Raw genomic sequence first — 23,210 nt, forward strand, 5'->3', positions numbered from 1 at the left:
AGCGCGGGCGGGCCGTCCGCGGCCGATGGCTGGATGCCGGATCGCGGATCGAGCGATGGCGCTGCCGCGCCCCGCGGTTCGGCATGACGGGAGCGGGAGGCCGGGTTTCGGCGTGCCGCCGCCGCTCTGGCTGCCAACAGGTCCCGGCGCGCGCTTGCGCTTGGCCGGGGTGACGGCCGAGAGGATGTGAGGCCGTGCGACTACGACACCCACAGGACATCATCCCGGGCAAGGCGAAGCTGCGACCCCGGATCCATTGGCACCCTCGGCAGGTGTGAGACTGACAGGCCACTCGTCGCATCCATCAGGCATGGCGACGGCGCCTCAGCCGACCTTGCTATTTGTAGCCGTCGCTTTTCAGCTTCTTCATCCACTTTTCGAAATTCGCAGCGCCCCCGGCTCCAAGCCGCTTCTGAGGACCCGACTTGAAGAAGGAAATACGCTCGGCGATGAAGCAGCCGGCATTCGAGCAGTTCAAGGTATAGGATTTCCCATCCTTCTTCAGGACGGCGTTACCCGCCATGGCAGTGGCGGGAAGGACCAACAGAAAGAACACAAAAAGCAATCGTCTCATCGAATTCCCCAATATCTCAAGAATAAAAGGCATTTAATCAAAAGACGCCTTCTCGCGGGTGTCAAGAAAATTGCTCCTGCTTACTGCCCTCTCCGAGATCCGCGAGTCGCAGCCGGCCCGCCTGCAGGAACACCGCCCGGTCGAACAGCGAGAGGTCGAGCGGATTGGGCAGGCGCAGGTCGGCAAGGTCCGGCAAGGGTTTCAGCACCGGATCAAAGGTGCGGTCGACCTGCGAGACGAAGACGAGCACCGCGCCGGAACGCCGGGCGAAGGCGGAGAGTTCCGCGACCTGCGTGCCGAGGTCCGGCGTGTCGCGCCGCTGGTCGAGGATCTGCAGATAATCGACGACAACGAGCGTGCCGGGCGCGCAGCCCTGCAGCCGCCCGGTGATGCGGGCCGCGCAGATCCCGTCGGAGCAATCGAATGCGAGGAGATCCTTGAGCTGCCCCCGCGCACCGAGCCGCTCAAGCCGCGCCTCGACCTCGCACTCCACATATTCCAGCGTGAACACGGCGGCCCGGTTGCCGGCCTTCATCGCCTCGATGGCGAGCTCCAGCGCCAGCAGCGTCTTGCCCTGTCCGGGCCGGGCGGCGACGAGGATCATCTCGCCGGGGCGAAGGCGGGGATAGATCAGGGCGGCGGGCGAGCGCTCGGCAGCACGCTGGGCCAGGAGGCTCCAACGGGCATGGCCCTCGCGGGCGGCGATGCGGTCGAGCGCGGCGGCAAGGGGAATGCCCGCCTCGCGGGAGAGCAGGCGAGCCTCGCGCTTGAGGCGGTAAAGGGGTGCGGAAAGCTGCATGCCGGAGACCTCCGTCTGCGGGCGATGAGCGCAATCCCTCCTCATGCGGCGCCCGAACGGGTGGTCCGGTGATGCGAAAGGCCCGGCATGGCACATGCTTTCCCGGAGCGGAGGGGGGAGGCGCGGGCAGCACCCGACTCGCAGCCTAGCCCATCCGCCGCCGCGCAGGGAAGCGCCGCGGCGGCCGGAAGGTGTGAAACCCCGGCGCACGGGCGGGGACGATGCGGGCGCGACGCCCGCTGTTCACCCAGTTCGACGCAGCACGGGGCAAATTGCGAGAACCCCTTTGCCGCGAGGGCACGCATCGCCTAAGTATGGGAAACGAGACCGGGCCCGGCGGGGCCCGATTCCGTCTTCATGAAGGAGCAGATCTTGCACATGACCATCAAGCCGAACGATGTGCCGAGCCGCCTCGACGACGAGGACGACGACGAGAAGACCAAGACGCCGCCTTCGATCCAGGTCGACAAGCATCTGTTCGACGCCCGCACGGTGCTGATCACCGGCCCGATCAATCAGGAACTGGCGCGCGACGTCTGCGCCCGGCTGCTGGCGATGGCGCAGGTTTCCAACGACCCGATCACCGTGATCGTGTCCTCGCCCGGCGGCCACGTCGAATCCGGCGACATGATCCACGACACCATCAAGTTCATCGGCCCGGAAGTGCGCATCCTCGGCATGGGCTGGGTGGCGAGCGCCGGCGCGCTGATCTACATCTCGGTGCCCAAGGAGCGCCGTTATTGCACGCCGAACACCCGCTTCCTGCTGCACCAACCGTCCGGCGGCGCCGGCGGCCAGGCCTCCGACATCGAGATCCAGGCGCGCGAGATCCTCAAGATGCGCGACCGCCTGAACAAGCTCTTCGCGGCGGCGACCGGCCAGCCGATGGAGCGGATCGAGAAGGACACCGACCGCGACTACTGGATGGGCCCGGACGAGGCCATGAGCTACGGCCTGGTCGGCAAGGTCGCGGCCTCGGTCAGCGATCTCGACTGACGACCCACCGGCGCCCCCTTGCAAGAGAGGCGGCGCCGGTACGACATTCCGGCCCGGCCGGCGGCTGCCCCTCTCCTCGAGAGGGCGCGGACGTCCGCCGGGCCGTTTTCGTTTGCGGGGCCCCTCCCCGCCCTACGCGACATCCGAACAGGAGCAGTGCCATGAACCAACATCTCACCCTCGGCGGCATCGACATTCCCGTGCTGGGGCTCGGGACCTGGCCGCTGAAGGACGAGCCGTGCCGCGACATGGTCCGCGCCGCGCTGGAAAGCGGCTGGGACCATGTCGACACGGCGGCGATGTATGCCAACGAGAAGGCGGTGGGCGCGGGCCTGCGCGCCTCGGGCCGCGCCCGCGACAGCTATCACGTGACGACCAAGGTCTGGCACGACAGCCTCGACCCGGAAAAGCTGATCCGCTCCTGCGAGGACAGCCTCGACCGGCTGGGGCTCGACCATGTCGACCTGTTCCTGATCCACTGGCCCAACCCACGCGTGCCGCTGAAGGAGCAGATCGAGGCGCTGCTGGAGCTGCGCCAGCGCGGCTGGACGCGCGCCATCGGCGTTTCCAACTTCACCGCCGCGATGGTGCGCGAGGCGCAGGACCTCGCCAAGGGACAGCTGGTCGCAAACCAGGTGGAGTATCACCCCTTCCTGTCGCAGAAGCGGGTGCGCGAGGCGCTGGAGGCCGCCGGCATGGCGCTGATCGCCTATTCGCCCATCGCCAAGGGCCGCGTCATCGGCAACGAGACGATCCGGGACATCGGCAAGCGCCACGGCAAGAGCGAGGTGCAGGTCACGCTGCGCTGGCTGCTGCAGCAGGAGAACACCATCGCCATCCCCAAGACCGGCACGCCCTCGAGGCTGGCGGAGAACGCCGCCGTCTTCGACTTCGAGCTGGACGAGGCCGAGATGGCGGCGATCTCCACGCTCGGCAGCGCGGGCGGGCGCGGCATCGACCCGGACTGGGCGCCCGACTGGGACGAGGAATAGGCCCGCCGCCCTGGGCGGACGGCCCCGACAAGCATCGGCCTGCCATCGCTTTGCCGCGATGGCAGGCAAAAGTGAGCGTGGGAGCGCCCCGGCGGCACGCGAAGGCCGGGCGCGACAACAGGGGGGAGACCCGGCATGCGCATCGAACGTTTGAATAAAGCAGGAACCGGGCTGGCCGTGGCAGCCCTTTCCGCCCTGATGCTGATGACGCTCGCCCCGCCGCCGGTCGCCGCGCAGCAGCGACCGGACCTCAGGCGCATGAGCTGCAACCAGGCGCAGAACCTCGTCGCACGCCGCGGCGCGGTGGTCATGACCACCGGCCAACACACCTATGAGCGCTTCGTCGCCGGTCCGCGCTGGTGCGACCACTGGGAAACGGTGCGCCCGGCGCAGGTGCGCACCCGCGACACCGGCCGCTGCATCGTCGGCTATATCTGCGAGACGCCGCTGTTCTCGCCCTGGGAGCGGCGCGGCGGCTGGCGCTGATCACAAGCTCGCAAGATAGTCCTCGAAACGCCGCCCGCGCTCGCTCGGGGCCCGCTCGTCCGTCTCCTCCACGGCCGTAATGCGGTCGAGGCGGAAGTTGCGGAAGTCGTCGCGTGCCTCGCACCACCCGGTCAGCAGCCAGACCTCGTCGAAGGCCGTGAGCCCGAGCGGGCGGACCCGCCTGCGGCTTTCCCGCCCGGCAAGATCCCTGTAATCGAGCAGCACGATCCGCTGCCGGCGAATGGCCCGGCGCAGCCCCGGCAACCAACGTTTGGCGGTCTGCGCCTGCGGACGCTCGCGCGCGACGGCACGCAGCGGCAGGCGAAGGGTCGTCTCGCCCCCCGCCTCGCCCGCGGCCGCGCCGATCTTGCCCGCGACACGCAGTGCCGCCTCGCGCAAGGGCGCATCGCCGCGCGCGCCCACCAGCCGCATGCCGAGCGCGATCGCCTCCAGTTCCTCCTCGTCGAAGCGCAGCGGCGGCAGGAAGTACCCCCGCTCCATCTGATAACCGAGCCCTGCCTCGCCGCGCACCGGCGCGCCCATCGCCTGCAGAGTGGCCATGTCCCGGTAGATCGTGCGGGGCGACACCTCTAGCGCGCTGGCAAGCTCCTCGGCCGAAACGGGACCGCCGGCGCTGCGCAGCCGGTCGAGCAGGGAGAACAGACGAAAGACCTTCATGGCCATAGTCCTAGCGCACACCCCTGACAGAAGGTGTCAGCAGCCACGGCGTATCTCCCGCAGTGCATCACGCAGCATAGGAGCATCGCATGCAAGGTCATTGCCTCGAAGTCGTCGCCTACCGGGTGGAAGATCCGGATCGCGCCGACCATGAACGCAGGCTCGCACTCGACAAGATCCGCTCGTTCCCCGGCTTCCTCGCCTGGACGCAGCTGACGGGAACCGGCGAGGCGGCCCAGCGCGTCGATCTCGTCGCCTGGAAGAGCGAAGAGGCGGCGCTCTCGGCCGCACGCGAGGTCGGAGAAGGAGCAGACTTCGCCGGCTTCCGCGCCACGATCGGCAGCGTCGCCAGCATGGGCCACTACGCGGCGAGCCAGCCGGCGCCCCTCGGCCTCCTTTCCGGGGACGGGATGGAGATCGGCCGCTTCCGCCTGAAGGCGGGCGTGGCGGAAGCCGACATGCGCGCGGCCCATGCACGGATGGTGGAGCGCCACCTCTCGCGCCAGCCGGGCTGGCTGGGCCAGCGGCTGGTCCGGCTCGAAAGCGGCACGTTCCTCGATATCGCCATTGCCGACAGCCGGGCGCGGGCCGTTGCCATCTGCAACAGCTGGCAGGGCAACGCGGACTGCGACGCCTTCCTCGCCCTGATCGAGCCGGAAAACATGGAATTCGGCGAATTGGTGTGATCCGAACGCAAGGCAAGCTCGGCACGACGGCGCATTCCCCGCAGGAATGCGCCGTTTTCGCAAGTCCGAAACCTCTTGATTTGACGTGTCCCCTAGGCGCGTTAAGCTTGTTGCCGCAAGGTCCAGTCCCGGTCGGCCTGCCTGCCGGGAATGCAGATGGAGGTGTTTGCTGGCGCAATTTCGGACTTGGAAGGCGCCGTTCCGGTTTGCGAACATGGGCCCTGTCGGCGGAGCGCCAGACCGCTTCGCCTTCAAGAACAAGACGACGTTGCGGACGAGGGGTTAGAGACACGCATGGGGGAGAGCACGATTTTCAACGAGATGCTGACCGCCGACGGCAAGCCCCGCGCGCCCTACAGGCGGCTCGCCGAATGGTTCGACACCCTGTCCCCGGCGGAGATGCGCAAGAAATCGCGCGAGGCAGAGACGATCTTCCGCCGCCTCGGCATCACCTTCGCCGTCTACGGCACGTCAGAGGCCACCGAACGGCTGATCCCCTTCGACATCGTCCCGCGCGTGCTCTCGGCGTCCGAGTGGCGGCGCCTGTCGGCCGGCATCGACCAGCGGGTGCGGGCGCTCAACGCCTTCCTCTACGACATCTACCATCGCCAGGAGATCGTGCGGGCCGGCCGCGTGCCGGCGGAGCTGATCCTGCAGAACGAAGCCTTCCTGCCGGAGATGATCGGCTTCACCCCGGCGCGCCGGGTCTATGCCCATATTATAGGCACCGACCTCGTGCGCGTCGGCGAGGACGACTTCTACGTGCTGGAGGACAACACCCGCACCCCGTCCGGCGTCTCCTACATGCTGGAGAACCGGGAGACGATGATGCGGATGTTCCCGGAGCTGTTCCAGCAGAACCGGGTGGCGCCGATCGAGCACTATCCGGACATGCTGCGCGAGACGCTGGAAAGCGTCGCGCCGGAGAACTGCGACGGCGATCCGACGGTCTGCATCCTGACGCCGGGCATCTACAACTCCGCCTATTTCGAGCATGCCTTCCTCGCCGACACGATGGGCGTGGAGCTGTGCGAGGCCCGCGACCTCTATGTGGAGGACGGCAAGGTGTGGATGCGCACCACCCAGTCGCCGCAGCGGGTCCATGTGATCTACCGGCGCATCGACGATGCCTTCCTCGATCCGCTGACCTTCCGTCCCGACAGCATGCTCGGCGTGCCCGGCCTGTTCGACGCCTACCGGGCGGGCAACGTGACGATCTGCAACGCACCGGGCACGGGCATTGCGGACGACAAGGCGATCTATGCCTATGTGCCGGACATCATCGAGTTCTACACCGGCCAGAAACCGATCCTGAAGAACGTACCGACCTGGAACTGCGCCAAGCCGGACGACCTCGCCTATGTGCTCGACCGCCTGCCGGAGCTGGTGGTGAAGGAGGTGCACGGCTCGGGCGGCTACGGCATGCTGATCGGTCCGACCGCCTCCAAGCGCGAGATCGCCGAGTTCTCCAAGCGGCTGAACGCCAACCCCGCCAACTACATCGCCCAGCCGACCCTGGCGCTGTCGGCCTGCCCGACCCACGTGCAATCGGGGCTGGCGCCCCGCCATGTCGACTTGAGGCCCTATGTGCTGGTCGGAGACAAGGTGCGCATCACGCCCGGCGGCCTGACCCGCGTGGCGCTGAAGAAAGGCTCCCTGGTGGTGAATTCCAGCCAGGGCGGCGGCACCAAGGACACCTGGGTTCTGGAGGACTGACGAACCATGCTCGGCCGTACCGCCGCATCCCTGTTCTGGACCTCGCGCTACAACGAGCGGGCGGAGAACATGGCCCGCCTGCTGGAGGTGGGATATCGCATCGCCATGACGCCGCGCCTGGGCCAGGACGCCGCCGACGACTGGCGCTCGACGCTGGTCAGCGCCGGCTGCGACCAGGCCTTCTTCAAGAAGCACGACGAGCTGACCAAGCGCTCCGTCGTCGCGCACATGCTGTTCGACCCGGACAACCCCTCCTCCGTGCGCTCCTGCATCGAGGCGGCCCGCAACAACGCGCGCTCGGTGCGCACCGCCATCACCGGCGAGATGTGGGAAAGCCTGAACACGACCTATATCGACTTCATGGAAGTGCGCCCGCAGCACATGACCGACGACAAGCTGCCGGGCTTCCTGACCTGGATCAAGCAGCGCTCCATGCTGTTCCGCGGCGCGATGCTCGGCACATTGATGCGCGACGAGGGCTACCACTTCTCGCAGTTCGGCTGCTTCATCGAGCGCGCCGACAACACCTCGCGCATCCTCGACGTGAAATACTGGATTCTGCTGCCGGACAACGAGGTGGTCGGCGGCGAACTGGACCGCTACCAGTGGTCGACGATCCTGCGCTCGGTCTCGGCCCATCGCAGCTATCGCCACGCCTATCGCGATGCCCAGATCCGTCCGTTCAACATCGCCGAGTTCCTGATCCTGCGGAAGGAGATGCCGCGCTCGCTGGCCTATTGCTACGACTGGATCTCCGAAAGCATGGACTCGCTGACCGCCCGCTACGGCGAGCAGCCGATGAGCTACGACATGGCCAAGCGCACCTACCAGCTGCTGGACGGGACGACGATGCAGCAGGTTTTCCAGAGCGGCCTGCACGAGTTCCTGGGGGACATGATCGCCAGAAACAACGGGCTGGGCGCGCAGCTCGCAGCGGACTATCACTTCGCCTGAGACGAGACGAAACGAGCAGAACGACAAGACGCCGGCGGCCGAACGCAAAGCCGGCCGCAGACGAGGAAGCCGGAGAGACATGCGCCTCAGCGTCAAACATGTGACCCGCTATCGGTACGACCGCCCGCTGGCCCACATGGTCCAGCAGCTGCGCCTGACGCCACCCACCCTGGCCGGGCAGAAAGTCGTGTCCTGGACCATCGACGTGCCGGGCTACGACCGGGCCGGGCACTACATCGATGCCTTCGGCAATCCGGTCGCCATCGTCAGCCACCGCGAGACGATGAGCGAGTTGACCATCACTGTAGAGGGCGTGGTCGAGACGCAGGACCGGGCGGGCGTCGTGGGCCTGCCCCCGAGCCCGACGCCCGACAACGTGTTCCTCCGCTACACCCCGCTGACCAAAGCCAACCCGGCGATCCGCCGGCTCGGCGCTCTGGCCGAACGCGGCGAGGCGGACGCGGTCTCCGGTTTCCACGACCTGATGCAGGCGATCCGCGACAAGGTCGCCTACCGCACCGGCGTCACCGAGGTGCATACCGCGGCCGTCGATGCGTTGAATGCCGGCGAGGGCGTATGCCAGGACCATGCGCATATCTTCATCGCCGCAGCCCGTTCCATCGGCGTGCCGGCGCGCTATATATCGGGCTACATGCTGCTGGACGACGGACAGGGGTCGGAGGCGCATCACGCCTGGGCCGAGGTCCTGCTGCCGCAGCTCGGCTGGGTCGGCTTCGACATATCGAACGGCATGTGCCCGACCGACCGCTACATCCGCCTCACCTGCGGCCTCGACTCGCGCTCCGCCGCGCCGATCCGCGGTATCCGCACGGGCGGGTCCGGCGAGAACATGGATGTGGAGGTGGCGGTTTCACAGGAATCGCAGCAAGCTCAGCAATAGGACCGTTGCCGGTACGGCAGCGAACCTGTCAAATCCCCAGGAGCCGGCGCGACGCGCGAATCGTCGCCGCGCGCGATCCGGCCGGGCGTCCGCCCTCCCCGTTTTCGGAGATTGTCTGCTCATGACCTATTGTGTCGGTCTGAAGCTCGATCGCGGCATCGTGATGGCCGCCGATACGCGCACCAATGCCGGGCTCGACAATGTCGCCACCTTCAAGAAGCTGCATGTGTGGGAAAAGCCGGGCGACCGGGTGATCTGCATGATGGCGGCCGGCAACCTCGCCGTCACCCAGTCGGTGGTGAGCCTCTTGAGCGAGCGGCTGAAGGGCGAGGAACCGGGCCGTCCGACGCTGCATACCGTGGACACCATGTTCCAGGCCGCGCGGCTGGTGGGCAGCGCGGTGCGCGACGTGCGCGCCATCGACGGCGAGGCGCTTGCCGCAAACTCCGAGAGCTTCAGCGTCACCTTCCTGCTGGGCGGCCAGATCAGGGGCGAGGCGCCGCGCCTCTTCCAGATCTATTCGGCCGGCAACTTCATCGAGGCCTCCGCCGATACGCCCTTCCTGCAGATCGGCGAGCACAAATACGGCAAGCCGATCCTCGACCGGGTGACGCAGGCGGACATGCGCCTCGGCCAGGCGGCGAAGCTGGTGCTGCTGTCGTTCAACTCGACCCTGCGCTCGAACCTGTCGGTCGGCATGCCCATCGACATGCTGCTCTACAACACCGACAGCTTCTCCGCCCATCGCCAGACCCGCATCCGCGAGGACGACCCCTATTTCGCGGACCTCTCCCGCATGTGGTCGGAAAAGCTGCGCGACGCGGTCGCCGAGATTCCCGACTTCGAGATCTGACGCCCCTCACCCCTCGAGGATGCGGCCGTCCTCCATCCGCACGATGCGGTCGGCAAGGTCGAGGATGCGGTTGTCGTGGGTGACCATCAGCGTGGTGGTGCCGCGCTCGCGGCCGAGCCGGCGTAGCATCTCGACGACGGCAAGGCCGCTGTCGCGGTCGAGCGCGGCCGTCGGCTCGTCGGCCAGCACCACCGGCGGATTGCCGACCAGCGCCCGGGCGACGGCGACACGCTGCTTCTGCCCGCCGGAGAGATTGCCCGGCAGGTAGTCCACCCGCTCCGACAGGCCGACGAGGCCGAGCACATGGCGCGCCGCCGCTCGCCCGTCGCCGGTGACGCGGTCCCCGTGGACGGCGAGCCCCATATGGACGTTCTGCAGGGCCGTCAGGCTTTCGTGCAGATTGTGCGCCTGGAAGATGAAGCCGAGCTGCCGCCGGCACGCGACGAGCTCCGCCTCGCTGGCGCCATTCAGCTCGCGGCCGAGCAGCTCCACCGAGCCGGCCTCGACCTGCCGCAGGCAGCCGATCAGGGTGAGCAGCGTCGTCTTGCCGGAGCCGGATGCGCCCATCAGCACCACCAGCTCGCCGCGCCGGACTTCCAGATCGACGTCGAACAGCACCTGCTTGCGCGCCTCGCCGCTGCCGAACCAGTGACTGAGCCCACGCACGGCGATGGCAAGCGCGTCGCCCATGATCAGAACAGCTCCGCCGGATTGGCCCGTGCCAGCCGCCGCGTGGCGATGGCACCCGACAGCGCGCACATGGCGAGCGTGCCGAGAAAGACGAAGACCGGCCGCCCGGCGGGCATGAAGATCGGCAGGCCGGTGCCGGCGGCGACCGCCGCATAAAGGCCGAGCGCCACGAGCACCCCCGGCACGAAGCCGAACAGGGCGAGGATGAAGGCCTCCTCGAAGACGATGCCGAGGAAGAAGCGCTGCGGATAACCCATCGCCTTGAAGGTCGCGTATTCGCGGATGTGGTCGGCAACGTCGGTCGAAAGCACCTGGTAGACGATGATGACGCCGACGAGGACGCCGATGACGACGCCGAAGCCGAAGACGACGCCGACGGGCTTTTGCGTAGTCTGGAAGCGCTGGTCGCGGGCCGCCGCCTCGTCCAGCGTCCACACCGCGCTGTCGGAGGCCGGCAGCGCCGCGCGCAGGCGCGCCAGCACGGTCGCCCGGTCGGCACCCGGCGCAAGGCGCACCAGCACATAGTTCGGTGCGCCCGGCAGGCGGGCCGGGAACAGGCGCAGGAAAGTCTGGTCGGAGACGACGAGATAGCCGTCGGCGGAAAAGCCGCCGCCGATCTCGAACGTGCCCGTCACCGCGATCTCGCGCCCGCGCGTCTCGAAGCGATAGGGTGTGCCTGCTTCCACGGCGGCGAACAGGCCGGCGGGCACGTTGCGGGTCAGGCTGTCGATCAGCGCGGTGTCGGGCAGCGTCAGGCTCTCGACCTGGCGGGCAAGGGGGGCATCCCGGAAGGGCGCGCCGGTCGGATCGACGCCGAACAGGTCCATCGTGCGGATGGTCCCGTCCGGCTGCTTCCAGTCGATGCGGCCGTAGTAGAAACCGGTTGCCGAGGCGACGCCCTCCACGGCGAGCGCCTGGTAGAGCCGGTTGCGCGGCAGCGGACTGCCGTCGAACAGGGTGTTGGCATCGGAGGCTGAGACGAGGATGTCGCCGTTCAGCACCGTGTAGGGAAGGCGGATGCTCTCCACCAGCGCGCCGAGAAAGCCGAGCTGCATGAAGATCAGCACGTTGGCGAAGGCGACCCCGGAGAGCGCGGCGGCCAGGCGTCCCTTGTTGTGAACGAGCTGCAGCCAGCCGATGGGCAGCCGGCCGAGAAGCGCGGTAAGCATGGGGGTGAGCGGGCCCGTCACGCGCCCTCTCCCGTGCTGATGCGGGCGGTGACCTGCAGGTTGGTGAAGCGGCGCACGCGGGCAATGTCCGCCGGGTCGATGGCGACATAGACCTTGATCACGCGCGCATCGGTGCGCGCGGCCGGGTCCGCGCCCGTCGCGGTCTGGCGGCCGACATCCCAGCCGATCCGCTCTACCGTGCCCGCAATCGTGCCCTCGAAAGCCTCTCCGGCAATCTCGACGGGAGCGCCGGTCTCCACCGCGCCGATCCGCGACTGGTAGACCTCGACCTCCGCCATCATCCTGTCGATGTCGCCCATGTCGAGAATGCCGCGCTCGCCCGGCCGCTCGCCAGGCCGCACATGGATGTCGAGCACGACGCCACCGGCCGGCGCCGGCACCATGGAGCGCGCAAGATCGGCCTGCGCCAGGGCAAGGGCGGCCCGCGCGGCATCGAGATTGCGCAAGGCAACGGCGATATCCGCCTGGGCATCCGGCACATCGGCGGTGTAGCGGCCGAGGGTCGCCCGCGCGCTTTCCACCTCGCGCTCCGCCGCCTCGGACCGGGCGAGCGCATCGTCATGGGTGGCGCGGGTGACATGGCCGCGGGCGAGCAGCTCCTGCGAGCGCTCCAGCTCGCGCCGGGCCGTGGCGGCGGCAACCTCCGCCCGCTCCAGCGCTGCGCGCGATTCCGCCCGGCTGGCCTCGACAAAGACCCGCTGGCGGGCCAGCTCGGCCTCGCGCAGGCGTACCGTCGCCTCCGCCGAGGCGAGTGCGGCCAGAAGCTGCAGCCGGTTGTCGAGCTCGGCCAGCGGCTGCCCCGCCTCGACACGCTCTCCCTCCGCAACCAGCAGCCGCGCGACGCGGGCATCGCCGGCGCCGAAGGGCGGCGCGACGGTGACGACGAACCCGTCGGGCAGCAGGCGGCCGAGGCCGAAGACGGCGGTCGCCTGCTGCCCCGCTGCCGCAGGCGGCGGGCCGCCCGCCGTCCCCTCATCGGCGGCCAGCCAGGGGAGAACGCCACGCGCCTGAAGCGCGGCACCGGCGGCGAGGCCGGCGCCGACCAGCACGAGACCGAGCGCGAGGCTACGCAGGCGGCGAAGGATCGTCCATAGTCGCGGACGGCCCGAACCGGGCCGCGGCGACTCGCGCCGCACGACCGCAAGCGGCAGCGGGGCCGCCTCCCCGCGGGATACAGCGGGGTGCGAAGGCTCGGCTCTGGCGCCCGCTTTGGCGCCCGCGGCGGGGTTTGGGGTTGAGGACATGACACGATCCTGTTAATGACCAGGAAGTCATTAACAGGGCACGACAGGAAGTGCAAGGACGATGACGGAAAGCGATTCCGCTGCGGAAAGCCCGCGCCCGCGGCGCCGGCGCAAGGAGGCCCGGCCCGGCGAGATCATCGATGCGGGGCTGCAGGAATTCGCCGAGAACGGCTTCGCGGCGACGCGGCTGGAAGACGTCGCCAAACGCGCGGGCGTCGTGAAAGGCACGATCTATCGCTATTTCTCCAGCAAGGAGGAACTGTTCGAGGCGGCACTCTCCTCGCGCATCACCCCCTTCTTCGACGATGTGGCAGGCCTCGTTGCCGCCTATCCCGGCTCGTCGGAGGACCTGGTGCGCACCGCCCTGCCCCGCATCTACAAGGCGCTGTTCGAGGACGGGCTGCACGTGTTGATGCGCATCATCATCACGGAAGGCGGGCGCTTTCCCGCGATTGCCGAGCAGTACCACCGCCGCGTCATCAGCCGCGGCCAAGAGGTGCTCACCGCTCTCGTGCGCCGGGGTGTGGAGAGCGGCGAGTTCCGTCGCAGCGCGCTGACCGAGTTGCCGATCGTGATCGTCGCACCGGCGGTGATGACCATCGTCTGGAAGATGACCTTCGACCGGTTCGAGCCCATCGAGGCCCGGCGTTTCCTCGCCGCCCATGTCGACATGGTGCTGGAGGGGCTGCTGGCGCGCGACGACAAGACGGAGAAATAGCCGGAAGCTGCTTCAGGCGGGAACGGGCCGCGGCCCGCCCGGTACAAGCCCCGCAGCGTTTCCGCTTGCCGTCTGCTTCTCCTCGATGATCACGACGGGCAGTTCCTGCGCTGTTCGCGCCACGTGGTACATGATCGGTGCGTGGTCGACATAGTCCCAGAATTGATACCCGGGATAGGGGTTCTCCGCGAGGCACTGTGCGAGGCCGCCGTTGCGCCAGGCATAGTCGAGCACCGCCTCGTGCCGCCCCTCATATCGGCCGAACTCGTCGCGGCCGCGCGTCACATGAGTGGGAGCGACGTTGGGCGGAACCTGGCTCCACTCGATGTCGGTCATGTAGCTCTTCTCCTGCGGCGGAACCTTCTCGAAAGGAACGTTCATGTCGCCGATGAGCAGCCCCGGCCGGCGTTGCTGGTCAATAAAAACAGCCGCCTCGAAAATCTCCTTCATCGCCTGCTTATAGGCTGCGTTGCTGCTGTAGGACGCCTTGGCATGGATGGCCCCGATTGTTGCGACGCCCGTCGGCAGGATCAGCGTCGGACGGGTATGATCCCTCTCCCAATACCAGGAGACCTTGTCGTCGAGCCCCTCCAGGCCCTGCACCTTCTCGTTCCACAGAAAACCGAAGTTGCAGACGCTCTTGGTGCCGCCCCTAGTCTCCGACCAGCGAAAGCCCGCCCGAAAAAACGGCTTCGGGAAACCGACCACATTGAGGCGGGTGGCAAGGTAGTTCATGAACCGGTCCCCCGCCCCCGACCCGTCGACCACTTCCGCCAGGACGAGAACGTCGACATGATGGCTGCGGTACCAGTTCACGATTGTCTCGACCACGAACTCCGTGCTCGCGCTCATGACAAACCCGAAGGGCACATCCGGATTGGCTGTGATCTGGTAGTGTTTCTCGATGTTCCAGAACCCGACGGTGAGAAAATCCTTGCCGCGTTTCAGCATCCGCCCCTCACTTCACAACGCATAATGAAAAAATGGCTGAACGAACCGTGCGGAACCTCCGGTCGCATGTCAGGTCATCGTAGCCAGACACCCCCAAAGATAGCAATGATCGATTTTACAATTTTTAGTATTGAACGGAGGCTCCCGCCTTGGTAGCGTTGCGGCATCTTTCCGCCAGAAGGTGCATATTCCGATGAAAGATATTTATGCCAAGGCATTGAAAGGTCAGCTTTATGCGACCGAGACCGAGACCACCGCAACCGTTCAGGTCTACAACAACCTGCCCGTGAAGATTGCGGTCTACAACTCAACCAACACCGGGATGCGCCAGCTTCTGGGCCATGTCGAGCCGGGCTCCAACGCCCCTGTGACCGGGACGGACGGCGACTATCTGGTGATCGCCTCGGCGATGAGCGGCAGCTTCATCAGCGCCTACGCCCTGAACACCACCGAGACCAGCTACACCGTCGACAATTCGGTCCTGACCGCGCCGAACGACATCGGCTCGATCCCGGAACCGACCGCCAACGTGCTGGTGCCGGTCAACTCGCCGCTGGTGATGGTCGCGATTTCGACCGTCTCGCCGGACGGATCGACCACCAACTACATCACCCGCGAGCAGTTCTGGAACCTGCAGGGCGACAGCTACAGCCTGGCCGTCGGCGAGAGCCGGACCGTCAGCTACACCATCGTCTCGGGCCGCCAGACCACCTCCTCCACCCAGGACACGGTGGGCGCCAGCATCGGCGTCGACGCGCATGCGGGCTGGGGACCGATCTCGGCCGGCATCTCGGCCAGCCTCAACGCGGAGTCCACCACCTTCCAGCAGGTCACGGTCAACGAGCAGACCACCTCCTACATGTCGGACACGGTGACCAATTCCGGCGACGACGACGTGGCGGTGCTGCGCTGGCAGATGACGGACGTGATCACGATCTTCTCGCCGAGCTATCAGCCGCTCGCCTCGATCGTCAGCGGACTGAACCCGATCATCGTCAAGAGCTACAATATCTCCGATCTCATCACCCCCGAGGCTCCCTCGGATGTCATGATGCGCAAGATTCCGGTCGCCATGGGCTGACCCGCTCCCGGCAGGCCGCGGCTCCCTGGAGCCTGCGGCCCTCCCCCACCTTCTCACGCAAGGATTGAAACCATGAGCTGTTGCGATGCCAGCCTCGTAAAGATCGTCAATAATTCCGGCACCGACTTCACGGTCACTGCCTCGGACGGCGTCGTGGGCAACCTGCACGACTTCGCCAACGGCACCAACATTCCCGACCAGGGCAGTTCGAGCGGCGGCGCCTATTCCAGCGGCGGCACGGACGGCAACTGCTCCGGCTATGTGACCATCACCACCGCCAACGGCAGCTATTCGCTCACGCTGAACTATGCCTTCACCGCAGCGAACAACCGCGGCTCCTGCCCCTGCACGGCGAGCGCCCAGGATACAGTGACGGCCGCGAACTATGTCGCGACCGCCGTGGCGACGACCGGCTCCAGCGACGGCACGGCCAGCACCGTGTGGACCATCACCACCCAGCTCACCTGACCTCCCGCGACACAGCGCCCAAATGCAAGAAGGCCCGCCGGATCGCTCCGGCGGGCCTTTCGGTTTCCTGCGGTCGCATGCGGCCGGTCAGCCGATGTCGCGGCCCGCGCAGGTGTCCAGGATCAATGCCGCCGCATCGAAATCCCGGCGACGCGAGGCCCGCAGCGCCGCAGCTTCCGGATCCTGGCCCCACTGCTCGATGTTCCAGTCCTCGTCGACGAAGGCGGCGCCCCAGGCCTCGTCGGCCGACAGCCGCCCCTCCATCAGCGCCAGCGCCAGCAGCGCCGAGCCGCTCAGGGTCGTCGCCACATGCAGCGCCGCAAGCGGCAGGGGCGCAAGCGGCAACAGCGCCTGCCGGATGCGGGCGAGCAGCGCCGCGTCCTGGCGCACCGGCATGATGCCCTCGGCCAGCACGAACCGCCCGCCGAACCGCGCTTCCGCCCAGGAGAGCACCGGCCCCCAGGTGACGTTCTGCCGCTCGACCAGTTCCTGCGGACTGTCCGCCCGGTAGAACAGCAGATCGTTGCCGGCATAGGCGGTGATATCGTCGGCGACCTCCCCCGCGCGCGCCGGCACCGCGTCGATCGCCGCATTGGCGATACGGGTGAGCGGCATGGTCGCCGGATCGATCTCCTTGCCCTGCGCCGCCCATTCGGCGGCGATGCGGACGACAATCTCTTCCTCGGCGAGCGCGAGAAGATTGCGCCCCGTCGTCTTGACCGGCCGGCCATCGAGCTGGACCGCATGCAGCCCGTCGTCCTGCCGCGCGATCCCCGCCTCCTTGTAGAAGCGCTTGGGCAACTCGCGGCGGGACAGGGCCCTGGCGCGCTCGACCGGATCGATGGTGCTGCCGGCCTCGATATCGCTCAACAGGTCGCGCATCACGCAAGCTCCCTTTGTTCCATGTCGCTCCAGCCGAGCAGGGTGCCCAGCGCCGGCACGAGCTCGTCGAAGCGGTCGAGAATGCGGACCGCACCGGCCGCCTCCAGCCGCGTGCGCGGATGATAGCCCCAGCCGACGCCGAGCCCGGCAACGCCGGCAGCGCGCGCCATCTCCATGTCGAAGCCGGTATCGCCGATCATCACGGTGCGGGACGGCTCCGCCCCGGTCTCCGCCATCGCCTGCAGGATCATCCCCGGATGCGGCTTGGACGGGGCCGTGTCGGCGGTCTGGATGGTGACGAAACGCCCTTCCAGCCCGTGGCTTTGCTGCATGTGGCGGACACCGCGCATGGCCTTGCCGGTGGCGATGCCGAGCAGCACGTCGTCGCGGGCCGACAGCGCGTCGAGCGCCTCGCGCGCGCCGGGATAGAGCGGGTCGTGATCGAGCCCGGCGAGCCGGCGCGCCACCTTGGACTGGCGATAGGCCTCCGCCATCGCCGGCACCAGATGATGGTGCTCGGGCGCGGCCAGCCGCGCGAAGGCGACCTCCAGCGACAGGCCGACGATGGACAGGCCCGCCTCGCGCGACGGCGGCGCGAGACCGACGGCCTCGAACCCGACGGCAAGCCCGTGCAGGATGGTCTCCTGGCTGTCGACCAGCGTGCCGTCGCAATCGAAGATCACCAGGTACAGGGCCTATTCCTCCGGATCGTTGGTCTCGGGATCGTACTGGGCGGCATCGAAGCCGAGCAGGTTCCAGCTCTGCTGCATGTGCGGCGGCAGCGGCGCCGAGACGTCGATGGTACCGCGGCCCGAGGGGTGCGGAATGACGATGCGGCGGGCATGCAGATGCAGCTTGTTCTGGATGCCGCCGGGAAATTCCCAGTTCTCGATGTTGAAGTACTTCGGATCGCCGACGATGGGATGATGGATATGGGCGGTGTGGGCACGCAGTTGGTGCGTGCGCCCAGTGATCGGCCGCAGCGACACCCAGGAGACCTTCGGCCCGGCATTTTCCACCACCGAATAGAGCGAGACGGAATGCTGCGCCTCGTCCTCGCCGTGGCGGGCAACGCGCATGCGCTCCTCGCCCTCATCGCGCGCCAGATAGGTGGAGACCCGGCCCTGGCGCGGCTTCGGCACGCCGGCGACCAGCGCCCAGTAGATCTTGCGGGTCTGGCGGGCGCGGAAGGACTTGGCCATCTCGGACGCCGCCTTGCGCGTCTTGGCCAGCAGGAGGATGCCGGAGGTCTCGCGGTCGAGCCGGTGGACGAGACGCGGCTTTTCGCCCTTTGCGTCGCGGAAGGCCTCGAGCATGCCGTCGAGATGGCGCGTCAGGCCGGAGCCGCCCTGCACGGCAAGGCCGGCCGGCTTGTTCAGCACCATGACCTCGCGGTCCTCGTAGAGGACCATCGCCTCGACCGCCTCGCGGTCGCCGGCCACCAGCTTGCGCGGCTTCGGCTTGGCGTTGGCGCTGTCCTTCGCCGCCACATGGGCATCGACGGTGAGCGGCGGGATGCGCACCACCTGGCCGGTGCCGACGCGGGTGGAGGTTTCCGCGCGCTTGCCGTCGACGCGCACCTGGCCGGTGCGCAGCAGCTTCTGCAGGTGGCCGTGGCCGAGGCCCGGATAATGGGTCTTGAACCAGCGGTCGAGCCGCATGCCGGCCTCGTCCGAGGTGACGGTCTTCTGTTCGATACCGGACATGATGCTTCCCGTTGCAGGAAAGGACCCGCGCGCCATCCGCAGCAATGGCCCTGCCCCTTTTCAAGCGCCCTACCTAATCCCGACGCCGTCCGAGGGCAAGCAAAGCATGGTGCCGGCGCAGCGCTTCAACACACGACCTGGCGCCGAAGCAACCCCTCGGCCATCGCCTGGAACGCCTCGACCGCCCGCGGCAGGGCCGCGCGCGGGTCCTCGCTCGCCGCAACCCAGAGCGCGGCAGTGAGCGCCGCCCCGCTCAGCAGGCGTGCGGCGGCATCCACATCGACCGGCTTCATGATGCCGGCCTCGACGAGCCGGGCGATCGCCTGGCGCGTGGCCTGCAGGCAGGCATTCTGGCTCGGCCATTGCGAGGGATCGCCGAGAAAGGCCGGCCCGTCGAGGAGCACGATGCGCTGCACCTCCGGCTCCAGCGCCATCTCGATATAGGCGGCCCCTTCCGCAAGCAGCCCCTGCCACACGTCGCCGGACCCCGCCCCGACCGCCTTGGCCCGGGCGGCCATCTCGCCGTCGACCTGGGCGACGACGGCCGCTAGGAGCCCCTTCTTGTCGCCGAAATTGTGATAGAGCGCGCCGCGCGTCAGACCGGCCTCCGCCGTCAGCTCGTCCATCGAGGCAGCCGCAAAGCCTTTCTCGGCAAAGGCCTTGCGCGCCGCCGCGATCAGCTTGGCGCGGTTTTCCTCCATCGATTCCGCCCGTCGTCTTGCCGCCATCGCCCGCGCTCCTTTCAACATACGAAATGTATGCCAGTTGACATACGCACCGTATGCGACAATATACATACGAGACGTATATCAAATTTCCACCCCTGGGTAAGCCCCGCAGGGGCGGCCCCTTACGCGCCAGCACGAAGGCTGCAGCCATGACCAGACCCGAACCCGTCTTCCCCGAAAACCGCCATGCCCTCTACGAAGAGCACGGCTATTCCGCCGCCATCCGCTCCGGCGACCTGCTCTTCGTCTCCGGACAGGTGGGCAGCCGCGAGGACGGCTCGCCCGAGCCGGACTTCGCCGCGCAGGTGCGCCGGGCCTTCGCCAATCTGAAGGCGACCCTTGCCGCCGCCGGCTGCAGCTTTGCCGACCTGGTGGACGTGACCACGTTCCACACCGACCCGGAAACCCAGTTCGCGACGATCATGGAGGTGAAGAACGAGATCTTCCCGAAGGCGCCCTATCCGAACTGGACGGCGGTCGGCGTCACCTGGCTCGCCGGCTTCGATTTCGAGATCAAGGTGATCGCGCGCATTCCCGAGAAAAACTGACGCCGGGAAAAGCGCCCGTTCAGCAATCGTAGCCGTCGTGGCGGACGATGCTGACGCCGGGAAATGCCGCGATCGTCGCCTCCGCGGCGGCGATCGCGGCGGACCCTTGCGCCGACCGGACATTCCAGCGGCCGATCTCCAGCGCGCCATAGCCTCCCCCCTTGGCCGGCAGCATCTCGATGCGCGTGACGGAGACAGGCTCGTCCAGCGGAAAGACAACTGTGTCCCACAGCGTGGAGGCGCACCACACGCGCACCGATGCCGGCCGCCAGATGGCGAAATGCGACGGGGTGAGCCGTTCGGCAATCTCCCCCGGCGTTTCCAGCAGATCGGGTGCGTGCAGACAGAGCAACCGGCGCCGGCGCTGTCGCCCCTCCTCCGTCTCGAGCCCGCCCGCGGCACGGCCATGGGCAGGATACGCCGGCCAGTCGAGCGGATGGATCTCGATCTCCGCCGGGTCCGCCGCGCTGGCCGCCAGTTGCCCGGCCCGCGCGTGCCACTCGGCAAGATAGGGCGCGGCGGCCCGCTCCTCGCTCCAGGACAGCCAGAGCGTGCCGATGGAAAGCCCATGGGCGACCTGGCGCGGCGCACCGAAGATCGAAACGCTGGCGCGAAAGTCGCCAGTCGGCCATCTGGCATGAAGGACGACGCCGTCCTGCGGACGCTGCCCTTCGGCAATCGCGCGACGGACGCAATGGTCGGGCGGGCCGAAGAGATCGCTCACGGCTCCGATCCAGTCGTCGGGTCGAAACCCGCCGACATCGGCCAGCGCGTATTCCACCGCGAGAACCGGGCGGTCCGCCGCCGGCGCCGACAGGCGGGCTGAAACCGCGGGCAAGCCAAGGCCGAGCCCGCTGCGCAGGACGATATCCCCACTTGCCGAATGCGCCGCAGGAACGCCGAGCAGCCGACACGCCTCGTCCAGCGTAACGCCCCAGGCGATCACCCGATCGTCGATGCGGAATCCGGTCTCGATATCCAGCATTGCCCGCGCCCCTTGGTTCACGCGGCCGTCAGGCTGCGCATCACAAAAAGCCCGACGACGAGAGCGGCAATCGAGGCCGCGACCGACGCAGCGGCATAGACGAGCGCCGCCGTCGCCTCGCCGCGTTCCCACAAGGTGACGGCATCGAGCGAGAAGGCGGAGAATGTCGTGAAGCCGCCGAGAAAGCCGGTCGCCAGGAACAGGCGCAGGCCCGAGCCCACCCCTTCCGGGCGGGAGGCGAGCCACCCCACCAGCAGCCCCATCGCCAGCGAGCCGAGCACGTTGACCGTAAGCGTGCCGGCGGGAAAGCCGGGGCCGAAGGTCCTGAGCGCAGCGAGATTGACGAGATGGCGGCCGGCTGCTCCCAGCCCGCCGCCCAGCGCCACCAGTAGGAGGTGAAACATCGTTACCCCATGAAGTTCGCCCAGAGCGGCGGGGCGGCGAACTCCACCACATTGCCGTCCGGATCGTCGACATAAAGGCTGGTGCCGCCGGCCGGCCAGGTCACCTCGCTGCGAAGGGTGACGCCGCAGGCGGCAAGATGCGCCCGCCACGGATCCAACTGGTCGGCCGCAATGCGGAAGGCGAAATGGCCCGGCCCCTCGCTGTGGTGGCCGGGAATGACGCCGCCGTCGGTCACCGTATCCTCGATGGTCTGCCCGCGCGCGAAGACCAGCAGCGTCTCTCCGGGACCCGTGTCGTAGGCGTAGAGGCGGTCGGTCTCCAGCATGCGCTCCAGCCCGACGACGCCCGCATAGAAGGCGTGCGCCTTGGCGAGATCGTCGACATAGACGGCGGTTTCCAGAATGCCCTGAAGCGGCGGCGGTGTCGGCATGACGATTCCCTTTCAGTCGTATTCCGCCGCTCATTACCTCAAAGCGGCAGGCCGAACCAGAGAGCCGCGATGCCGAGGAAGGCGAAGAAGCCGATGACGTCGGTGACGGTGGTGACGAAAACGCTGGAGGCGATGGCCGGATCGACGCCCGCCTTTTCCAGCGCCACCGGAATCAGCAGGCCGGCAACGCCGGCGAAGAACAGGTTGATGATGATGGCCATGGCGATGACCACGCCGAGGCCCGGATTGCCGGACCACAGGGTCGCACCGGTGCCCAGCAGGACGGCGAGCGTCATGCCGTTGAGGAATGCCACCAGAACCTCGCGCCGCAGGACGCGCAGCATGTTGCGCGCCGTCAGCTCGCGGGTCGCCAGCGCGCGCACGGCGACGGTCATGGTCTGGGTCGCCGCGTTGCCGCCCATCGAGGCGACGATCGGCATCAGAACCGCCAGGGCCACCATCGCGGCAATCGGGGCCTCGAACAGGGAGATGACCGTCGCGGCAAGGCCGGCGGTGCACAGGTTGACCAGCAGCCAGGTGAGGCGCGAGCGCGCCGTCACCAGCACGGTGTCGGAGATCTCCTCGTCGCCAAGGCCCGCAAGGCCGCGAAGATCCTCCTCCGCCTCTTCCTGGATGACGTCGACGATGTCGTCGATCATCAGCATGCCGACCAGCCGGCCGGCCTCGTCGACGGCCGCAGCGGAGACGAGATTGTAGCGCTCGAAGGCGCGGGCCACGTCCTCCCGGTCGTCGGTCGCGCGGAAGGTCTGCGGGTCCTCCGTCATAATCTCGGAGATCTTCGTCGCCCGCTTGGTGCGCAGGATCTTGTCCAGCGGCACCGAGCCGATCAGGCGGAACCCGGGATCGACCACGAAGATCTCGTGGAACGTGTCCGGCAGGTCCTCCGTCTCGCGCATGTGGTCGATGGTCTGGCCCACGCTCCAGAACGGCGGCACGGCGATGAAGTCCGTCTGCATCAGACGGCCGGCCGATTCCTCCGGATAATCGAGGGAGCGCTGCAGCTGGATGCGGTCGGAATAGGGCAGCTGGTCGAGAATCGCCGCCTGTCCCTCGGCGTCGAGGTCTTCCAGAATGTAGACCGCGTCGTCCGAATCGAGCTCGCCGATGCCTTCGGCAAGCGTGTCGGAGGGCAGGTTCTCAAGAATGCTGAGACGAACGGCCTCGTCCAACTCGGTCAAGGTGGCGTAGTCGAACTCGTCGCCCAGCAGCCGCACCAGCGGCACGCGCGCGTCCTCGGGCAGGGCTTCGATGAGGTCGGCAACGTCCGCTTCGTGCAGATCGCCGGCAAGACCGATCAAGGCAGCCGCGTCTTCCGCAGCGATCCCCGCCTCGACGAGCGCGAGGAAGTCGGCGCTGATGCGTCCTTCGTCGTCACGCACTGCCGGAATCTCGAAGGTCGCGGGAATGTCGGTGTGGTCGGCCTCGGTCACGCAAGTGCCCCCTCTCGCCCTGCCGCAAGGTTGTCCGCCCCGCGACAGAATGAAACCCCTCGCCTTCCCTGCGGGAAAACGTCCGAAAGCAGTCCTAA

Annotated in this window: 27 protein-coding genes; 12 read left to right on the forward strand and 15 right to left on the reverse strand. The window is 67.7% G+C overall.

The genetic code is table 11. From position 1 onward, the window contains the following. Positions 1–337: 337 nt before the first annotated feature. Both MNI96_RS17160 and MNI96_RS17165 read right to left on the reverse strand, forming a co-directional pair. Positions 338–574, reverse strand: a complete 237-nt coding sequence (locus MNI96_RS17160; RefSeq protein ID WP_249695137.1) for a hypothetical protein — start codon at positions 572–574, stop codon at positions 338–340. A gap of 61 nt (positions 575–635) precedes the next feature. After that, positions 636–1,373: a DNA helicase gene (locus MNI96_RS17165; protein ID WP_249695138.1), complete on the reverse strand. Its 738-nt coding sequence runs from the start codon at positions 1,371–1,373 to the stop codon at positions 636–638. 378 nt (positions 1,374–1,751) lie between these two features. On the opposite strand from MNI96_RS17165, the gene MNI96_RS17170 reads away from it, so the two are divergent. The 3 genes from MNI96_RS17170 to MNI96_RS17180 all read left to right on the forward strand — a co-directional run bounded on the left by MNI96_RS17170 (position 1,752) and on the right by MNI96_RS17180 (position 3,847). After that, on the forward strand, positions 1,752–2,369 hold the full coding sequence (locus MNI96_RS17170) for an ATP-dependent Clp protease proteolytic subunit (protein WP_249695140.1): 618 nt from the start codon (positions 1,752–1,754) through the stop codon (positions 2,367–2,369). Positions 2,370–2,530: 161 nt separating this feature from the next. Further along, positions 2,531–3,361 carry an aldo/keto reductase gene (locus MNI96_RS17175; protein WP_249695142.1) on the forward strand — a complete coding sequence of 277 codons (831 nt, stop codon included), beginning with the start codon at positions 2,531–2,533 and terminating at the stop codon, positions 3,359–3,361. Positions 3,362–3,496: 135 nt separating this feature from the next. After that, complete coding sequence (locus MNI96_RS17180) at positions 3,497–3,847, forward strand: hypothetical protein (protein ID WP_249695145.1); 351 nt, start codon at positions 3,497–3,499, stop codon at positions 3,845–3,847. On the opposite strand, the gene MNI96_RS17185 is transcribed toward MNI96_RS17180, so the two are convergent. Next, positions 3,848–4,525: a helix-turn-helix transcriptional regulator gene (locus tag MNI96_RS17185; RefSeq protein ID WP_249695147.1), complete on the reverse strand. Its 678-nt coding sequence runs from the start codon at positions 4,523–4,525 to the stop codon at positions 3,848–3,850. An 89-nt stretch (positions 4,526–4,614) separates the two neighbouring features. Between MNI96_RS17185 and MNI96_RS17190 the strand changes: the two genes are divergently transcribed. The 5 genes from MNI96_RS17190 to MNI96_RS17210 all read left to right on the forward strand — a co-directional run bounded on the left by MNI96_RS17190 (position 4,615) and on the right by MNI96_RS17210 (position 9,635). Continuing rightward, positions 4,615–5,211, forward strand: a complete 597-nt coding sequence (locus MNI96_RS17190; RefSeq protein ID WP_249695149.1) for a hypothetical protein — start codon at positions 4,615–4,617, stop codon at positions 5,209–5,211. A gap of 294 nt (positions 5,212–5,505) precedes the next feature. After that, positions 5,506–6,927, forward strand: coding sequence for a circularly permuted type 2 ATP-grasp protein (locus tag MNI96_RS17195; protein WP_249695151.1), 1,422 nt, complete (start codon positions 5,506–5,508; stop codon positions 6,925–6,927). A gap of 6 nt (positions 6,928–6,933) precedes the next feature. Then, positions 6,934–7,881, forward strand: coding sequence for an alpha-E domain-containing protein (locus MNI96_RS17200; protein WP_249695153.1), 948 nt, complete (start codon positions 6,934–6,936; stop codon positions 7,879–7,881). A 79-nt stretch (positions 7,882–7,960) separates the two neighbouring features. Further along, positions 7,961–8,782: a transglutaminase family protein gene (locus MNI96_RS17205; RefSeq protein ID WP_249695155.1), complete on the forward strand. Its 822-nt coding sequence runs from the start codon at positions 7,961–7,963 to the stop codon at positions 8,780–8,782. 121 nt (positions 8,783–8,903) lie between these two features. Continuing rightward, positions 8,904–9,635, forward strand: a complete 732-nt coding sequence (locus MNI96_RS17210; protein ID WP_249695157.1) for a proteasome-type protease — start codon at positions 8,904–8,906, stop codon at positions 9,633–9,635. Between the two features lie 6 nt (positions 9,636–9,641). Here MNI96_RS17210 and MNI96_RS17215 read toward each other — a convergent pair whose 3' ends face one another. From MNI96_RS17215 to MNI96_RS17225, 3 genes are read right to left on the reverse strand one after another with little or no spacing between them, the layout of a single operon-like run. After that, positions 9,642–10,325, reverse strand: coding sequence for an ATP-binding cassette domain-containing protein (locus MNI96_RS17215; protein WP_249695159.1), 684 nt, complete (start codon positions 10,323–10,325; stop codon positions 9,642–9,644). A gap of 2 nt (positions 10,326–10,327) precedes the next feature. Next, positions 10,328–11,515, reverse strand: coding sequence for an ABC transporter permease DevC (gene devC, locus MNI96_RS17220; RefSeq protein ID WP_249695161.1), 1,188 nt, complete (start codon positions 11,513–11,515; stop codon positions 10,328–10,330). After that, complete coding sequence (locus tag MNI96_RS17225; protein ID WP_249695163.1) at positions 11,512–12,759, reverse strand: HlyD family efflux transporter periplasmic adaptor subunit; 1,248 nt, start codon at positions 12,757–12,759, stop codon at positions 11,512–11,514. Before MNI96_RS17225 ends, devC begins: the two co-directional genes overlap by 4 nt. A 61-nt stretch (positions 12,760–12,820) precedes the next feature. On the opposite strand from MNI96_RS17225, the gene MNI96_RS17230 reads away from it, so the two are divergent. Beyond that, the gene (locus tag MNI96_RS17230) at positions 12,821–13,477 is read left to right on the forward strand and encodes a TetR/AcrR family transcriptional regulator (protein ID WP_249695165.1); all 657 of its coding nucleotides are present in this window, start codon (positions 12,821–12,823) and stop codon (positions 13,475–13,477) included. Positions 13,478–13,489: 12 nt separating this feature from the next. On the opposite strand, the gene MNI96_RS17235 is transcribed toward MNI96_RS17230, so the two are convergent. After that, entirely contained in the window at positions 13,490–14,428 is a 939-nt protein-coding gene (locus tag MNI96_RS17235; RefSeq protein ID WP_249695167.1) for an endonuclease/exonuclease/phosphatase family protein, read from the reverse strand. A gap of 193 nt (positions 14,429–14,621) precedes the next feature. Between MNI96_RS17235 and MNI96_RS17240 the strand changes: the two genes are divergently transcribed. Continuing rightward, positions 14,622–15,509: a hypothetical protein gene (locus MNI96_RS17240; protein WP_249695168.1), complete on the forward strand. Its 888-nt coding sequence runs from the start codon at positions 14,622–14,624 to the stop codon at positions 15,507–15,509. 72 nt (positions 15,510–15,581) lie between these two features. Then, positions 15,582–15,977: a hypothetical protein gene (locus tag MNI96_RS17245; protein WP_249695169.1), complete on the forward strand. Its 396-nt coding sequence runs from the start codon at positions 15,582–15,584 to the stop codon at positions 15,975–15,977. An 87-nt stretch (positions 15,978–16,064) separates the two neighbouring features. On the opposite strand, the gene MNI96_RS17250 is transcribed toward MNI96_RS17245, so the two are convergent. From MNI96_RS17250 to MNI96_RS17265, 4 genes are all read right to left on the reverse strand, one after another. Further along, positions 16,065–16,859: an ATP12 family chaperone protein gene (locus MNI96_RS17250; RefSeq protein WP_249695170.1), complete on the reverse strand. Its 795-nt coding sequence runs from the start codon at positions 16,857–16,859 to the stop codon at positions 16,065–16,067. Continuing rightward, the gene (locus MNI96_RS17255; protein WP_249695219.1) at positions 16,859–17,551 is read right to left on the reverse strand and encodes an HAD-IA family hydrolase; all 693 of its coding nucleotides are present in this window, start codon (positions 17,549–17,551) and stop codon (positions 16,859–16,861) included. Before MNI96_RS17255 ends, MNI96_RS17250 begins: the two co-directional genes overlap by 1 nt. Positions 17,552–17,554: 3 nt before the next feature. Beyond that, a complete protein-coding gene (locus tag MNI96_RS17260; protein WP_249695171.1) occupies positions 17,555–18,565 on the reverse strand; it encodes an RluA family pseudouridine synthase in 1,011 nt (336 codons plus the stop codon). A 125-nt stretch (positions 18,566–18,690) separates the two neighbouring features. After that, positions 18,691–19,293 (reverse strand): TetR/AcrR family transcriptional regulator, encoded by a 603-nt coding sequence (locus MNI96_RS17265; protein WP_249695172.1) that lies wholly within the window; start codon positions 19,291–19,293, stop codon positions 18,691–18,693. Positions 19,294–19,442: 149 nt separating this feature from the next. Between MNI96_RS17265 and MNI96_RS17270 the strand changes: the two genes are divergently transcribed. Next, entirely contained in the window at positions 19,443–19,841 is a 399-nt protein-coding gene (locus tag MNI96_RS17270) for a RidA family protein (RefSeq protein ID WP_249695173.1), read from the forward strand. Between the two features lie 19 nt (positions 19,842–19,860). On the opposite strand, the gene MNI96_RS17275 is transcribed toward MNI96_RS17270, so the two are convergent. The 4 genes from MNI96_RS17275 to mgtE are packed head-to-tail and all read right to left on the reverse strand — an operon-like array spanning position 19,861 to position 23,112. Then, the gene (locus tag MNI96_RS17275; protein WP_249695174.1) at positions 19,861–20,826 is read right to left on the reverse strand and encodes a hypothetical protein; all 966 of its coding nucleotides are present in this window, start codon (positions 20,824–20,826) and stop codon (positions 19,861–19,863) included. A 17-nt stretch (positions 20,827–20,843) separates the two neighbouring features. Continuing rightward, positions 20,844–21,230, reverse strand: a complete 387-nt coding sequence (gene crcB / locus MNI96_RS17280) for a fluoride efflux transporter CrcB (protein WP_249695176.1) — start codon at positions 21,228–21,230, stop codon at positions 20,844–20,846. A 2-nt stretch (positions 21,231–21,232) separates the two neighbouring features. Beyond that, positions 21,233–21,661, reverse strand: a complete 429-nt coding sequence (locus tag MNI96_RS17285; RefSeq protein WP_249695179.1) for a VOC family protein — start codon at positions 21,659–21,661, stop codon at positions 21,233–21,235. A gap of 38 nt (positions 21,662–21,699) precedes the next feature. Continuing rightward, positions 21,700–23,112: a magnesium transporter gene (gene mgtE / locus MNI96_RS17290; RefSeq protein ID WP_249695181.1), complete on the reverse strand. Its 1,413-nt coding sequence runs from the start codon at positions 23,110–23,112 to the stop codon at positions 21,700–21,702. Between the last annotated feature and the right edge of the window lie 98 nt (positions 23,113–23,210).

It is taken from the genome of Stappia sp. WLB 29 (genome assembly GCF_023507705.1).
Taxonomy (GTDB): Bacteria; Pseudomonadota; Alphaproteobacteria; order Rhizobiales; family Stappiaceae; genus Stappia.

Coding starts and splice junctions, on each gene's coding strand:
- MNI96_RS17225 (WP_249695163.1), bottom strand. CDS start 12,759: ATGTCCTCAACCCCAAACCCCGCCGCGGGCGCCAAAGCGGGCGCCAGA.
- MNI96_RS17235 (WP_249695167.1), bottom strand. CDS start 14,428: ATGCTGAAACGCGGCAAGGATTTTCTCACCGTCGGGTTCTGGAACATC.
- MNI96_RS17260 (WP_249695171.1), bottom strand. CDS start 18,565: ATGTCCGGTATCGAACAGAAGACCGTCACCTCGGACGAGGCCGGCATG.
- MNI96_RS17245 (WP_249695169.1), top strand. CDS start 15,582: ATGAGCTGTTGCGATGCCAGCCTCGTAAAGATCGTCAATAATTCCGGC.
- MNI96_RS17185 (WP_249695147.1), bottom strand. CDS start 4,525: ATGAAGGTCTTTCGTCTGTTCTCCCTGCTCGACCGGCTGCGCAGCGCC.
- MNI96_RS17205 (WP_249695155.1), top strand. CDS start 7,961: ATGCGCCTCAGCGTCAAACATGTGACCCGCTATCGGTACGACCGCCCG.
- MNI96_RS17190 (WP_249695149.1), top strand. CDS start 4,615: ATGCAAGGTCATTGCCTCGAAGTCGTCGCCTACCGGGTGGAAGATCCG.
- MNI96_RS17240 (WP_249695168.1), top strand. CDS start 14,622: ATGAAAGATATTTATGCCAAGGCATTGAAAGGTCAGCTTTATGCGACC.
- MNI96_RS17250 (WP_249695170.1), bottom strand. CDS start 16,859: ATGCGCGACCTGTTGAGCGATATCGAGGCCGGCAGCACCATCGATCCG.
- MNI96_RS17200 (WP_249695153.1), top strand. CDS start 6,934: ATGCTCGGCCGTACCGCCGCATCCCTGTTCTGGACCTCGCGCTACAAC.
- MNI96_RS17180 (WP_249695145.1), top strand. CDS start 3,497: ATGCGCATCGAACGTTTGAATAAAGCAGGAACCGGGCTGGCCGTGGCA.
- MNI96_RS17210 (WP_249695157.1), top strand. CDS start 8,904: ATGACCTATTGTGTCGGTCTGAAGCTCGATCGCGGCATCGTGATGGCC.
- MNI96_RS17230 (WP_249695165.1), top strand. CDS start 12,821: ATGACGGAAAGCGATTCCGCTGCGGAAAGCCCGCGCCCGCGGCGCCGG.
- MNI96_RS17165 (WP_249695138.1), bottom strand. CDS start 1,373: ATGCAGCTTTCCGCACCCCTTTACCGCCTCAAGCGCGAGGCTCGCCTG.
- MNI96_RS17265 (WP_249695172.1), bottom strand. CDS start 19,293: ATGGCGGCAAGACGACGGGCGGAATCGATGGAGGAAAACCGCGCCAAG.
- MNI96_RS17275 (WP_249695174.1), bottom strand. CDS start 20,826: ATGCTGGATATCGAGACCGGATTCCGCATCGACGATCGGGTGATCGCC.
- MNI96_RS17285 (WP_249695179.1), bottom strand. CDS start 21,661: ATGCCGACACCGCCGCCGCTTCAGGGCATTCTGGAAACCGCCGTCTAT.
- MNI96_RS17195 (WP_249695151.1), top strand. CDS start 5,506: ATGGGGGAGAGCACGATTTTCAACGAGATGCTGACCGCCGACGGCAAG.
- crcB (WP_249695176.1), bottom strand. CDS start 21,230: ATGTTTCACCTCCTACTGGTGGCGCTGGGCGGCGGGCTGGGAGCAGCC.
- MNI96_RS17175 (WP_249695142.1), top strand. CDS start 2,531: ATGAACCAACATCTCACCCTCGGCGGCATCGACATTCCCGTGCTGGGG.
- MNI96_RS17170 (WP_249695140.1), top strand. CDS start 1,752: ATGACCATCAAGCCGAACGATGTGCCGAGCCGCCTCGACGACGAGGAC.
- MNI96_RS17215 (WP_249695159.1), bottom strand. CDS start 10,325: ATGGGCGACGCGCTTGCCATCGCCGTGCGTGGGCTCAGTCACTGGTTC.
- MNI96_RS17270 (WP_249695173.1), top strand. CDS start 19,443: ATGACCAGACCCGAACCCGTCTTCCCCGAAAACCGCCATGCCCTCTAC.
- MNI96_RS17160 (WP_249695137.1), bottom strand. CDS start 574: ATGAGACGATTGCTTTTTGTGTTCTTTCTGTTGGTCCTTCCCGCCACT.